This is a genomic window from Pseudoalteromonas sp. SR45-5, from assembly GCF_014163565.1.
Lineage (GTDB): Bacteria > Pseudomonadota > Gammaproteobacteria > Enterobacterales > Alteromonadaceae > Pseudoalteromonas > Pseudoalteromonas distincta.
This window is the reverse complement of the sequence record NZ_JACJDN010000500.1, coordinates 1-3,017: the sequence shown is the minus strand read 5'-3', so window position 1 is coordinate 3,017 and position 3,017 is coordinate 1. Positions and strand designations below refer to the sequence as shown.

2 protein-coding genes are annotated in these 3,017 nt (G+C 37.7%); both read left to right on the top strand.

The window, feature by feature from the left end:
- The first annotated feature begins 63 nt into the window (after nucleotides 1-63).
- Nucleotides 64-1,950, top strand: coding sequence for a hypothetical protein (locus tag H5072_RS15690; RefSeq protein WP_182694050.1), 1,887 nt, complete (start codon nucleotides 64-66; stop codon nucleotides 1,948-1,950).
- Between the two features lie 206 nt (nucleotides 1,951-2,156).
- Nucleotides 2,157-2,987, top strand: a complete 831-nt coding sequence (purU, locus tag H5072_RS15685) for a formyltetrahydrofolate deformylase (RefSeq protein WP_024597310.1) — start codon at nucleotides 2,157-2,159, stop codon at nucleotides 2,985-2,987.
- Nucleotides 2,988-3,017 lie beyond the last annotated feature (30 nt).

Genomic DNA, 3,017 nt, shown 5'->3' with positions numbered 1-3,017 from the left:
CTAAGTTCAGATTAATTACACTTTGTCCCCTGCAATTGGGGTGCTGTTTAAATGGAGAATTCAATGGCTTTTGATTATGGATCGATTGATCTTGGACTAAAAAACCCCTTCAAACTGGAAGGTAAAGTAACAGCATTAAGAGGACTCATTGAGTCTATAGCAGGTATTAGTTTACTTGTTATTGCTGCGGGCTCTGTGAAAGAAGATACAACCGCAGGTTGGATTTTAATGGTGTTTGGCATGCTTATTTTAGCATTCGGCATTCGCTCACTATCTGCAGGTATTTATGCAACACTTAAATACTTTGTAGGTAGAAACCACCCAACTTCGCTTGCTTATAACTACAGTAAATCGCAAGCATCAACCGCTCAAGAAGAACAAAAAGAAGTAGCCTACACAGCGCAATCACTTGAAGAAATGCTGGTTGGTCGTAAAAACAGTACATTTAAAGAGCCTAATGGTTTTTTATCACGCTTACTTCACAGCTTAATCCCTAAGCTATTGTTTCTACCATATCCTATTCGAAATGTTGCCCAGCGATTATTTGGCTCATGGGTAAGCACCTTTGTCGCCCTTATTGCTTATGGCCTTGTTGCATTTGTATCTTTGTCGGGCTTTACCGGTGAAGCTGGGGAATTAGCATTTCCGGTTTATAGTGCAATATTAATGTTTTACGTGCTTTTTTCTTGGCGCTCTACAGGTAAACCTATCTCTCGAAATGCAGAAAAGAATATTGAAGCACTTGGTACTGGTGCACTCGCTAAAATTATTTCTTTATCTTTTATTTTACCCATCGCTATTGGTCTTTCTATGTCATGGTTGATGAAAGAGCAGCACATTAGTAAACAAGAAATAGATAACTGGCTTGAGCAACTGCCTAGTCTTCATGCTGGAATATACTTAATTGCAATTATTATATTAGCGACTCTAAGCTGTGCGCTTGCTTTTATCATGATTAAAGCGCGTTTAAATTCAGTTACCCCTTCAGCTGAAGTATCTGAACTACGTGAAAACTGGCAAGAGTCTGTTCATCCAGACGAGATTTTCATAAACCTCGATAACCTAGTAATGGCTAATCGCCGTTATAAAGAAGTACCTAACAGAGTTTACAGAGAATTAGACCCTAAGCTTCAAGAACAAATAGAAGGTAAAGGCGGTTTTAAAGGTGAAATGATCCAAGAGATTCAGCCTAAACTGCACTCAATGGACTTAGGTAAAAACTTTACACTCGCGAGATTACTTGCTTTGGTGAGCGGTAACTTACTTTATATTGTAGCGTTAGCATTTACTGTACTTTTAGCGTATTCGTTTATTAATATTTACCATTACATTGATGCGGCAAATATTAATAGTTTTAAACAGGCATTTAATAACCAACATGTCATTCAATTTAGTGAGCTATTAATGACAAGCTTTCACTTATTGCTAATAGGCGTACTTATTAAAGCATTTGCGCAGTTACTTGCAAACACAGCGCATCTATTTTTTGCAGAAATGCAATTTGAGTCACTGCTTGTGTACTTTAAATGTGAAGGCACTTTTACTGAGTCTAAAATATCAACAGGTACTGGTATTCACGATAGCACCCGCTCAGAAAATACTTTAGTACGCAGTAGCATAACGCCTTGGATTATTGTTTCTCGTGTTATCTCTACTACGTTTGCTGCAACAGGTATGAAAAACCTTGAACATCCTCGCCACATTATGGAAATGCATAAAGACGAAGGACAATTACAAGCAATCAAAAAAGACGTTATTTCATTCTTAAAAGACCGCGAATCTATCGCCTCAATCACCAGTGAGCGTGATTTAGGTAATGCGTCACAAATACATCAACTAAACCAACAAACGCGCGCTATACCTACTCAGCAAGCGATAACGAAAGATGATGAAGAAGCTGCCGGGTATTTAAGACAAGAAGAAAACTTATCTCCCGAGCCCAAGGGTTAATTAACCTCAAACCTAGATAACTTTTATTAATGCCACCTTGTTAACTTAGGTGGCATTTTTTTTAACCTCTATTCAATACTTTTTAACTTTATTACCTCTTTTGCACTCAACAACATGATTAATATTGGATTAGTTCACAAAGCCCTTGCTTTATGTGCCAAAACACAAATAATGAAAGGATTAATTACAGGGTAAGAATGAGGACAATGAGCTATATACTAACCACCCAATGTGCTGATGATGTAGGCTTAATAGCTAAAATTACAGGGCTTTGCCATAAAAATAATTTAAACATTACGCGTAACAACGAATTTGTAGATAAAGACGCGCAGCGATTTTTTATGCGTACAGAGCTTACAGGTGAGCCACAAAGCGACTTTTTAGATCAATTACGCGCACTGTTGCCACAAGGCGCTAAACTTGCGCTACATTGCGGCGCAAAAACTAAAGTAGTTTTACTGGCAACTAAAGAAGCTCATTGTTTAGGTGGTATGCTGTTAAAGCAATTTGAACAAACTCTTAATATTGAAGTACTCGCTGTAATTGCTAACTATGCTGATTTAGAGCCGCTAGCTAAAGGGTTTGGTGTGCCATTTCATGTTGTATCGCACGAAGGGTTAACCCGTAGCGAACATGATAAAAAGGTAGGCGATTTAATTGCCAGTTACAATCCTGACATTATTGGTCTTGCTAAATACATGCGTATTTTAAGTCCTGAATTTGTGGGTCGATTTGAAGGTAAAATAATTAATATTCATCACTCATTTTTGCCAGCATTTATAGGGGCTAAACCTTATCATCAAGCATTTGAGCGCGGCGTAAAAATTATTGGTGCTACCGCTCACTTTGTTAATAATGAGCTTGATGAAGGGCCTATTATTTTGCAAGATGTAACCAGCGTTACACATGCTAATACCGCCGAAATGATGGCTAAAATGGGCAAAGATGTTGAAAAGACTGTGTTTTGTAAAGCACTTCAACTTGCCTCAGAGCATAAGCTATTTATTAATGGTAATAAAACCGTGGTGTTTTCTTAGCATTAATCCAACTGCTTAATTATTCTACAT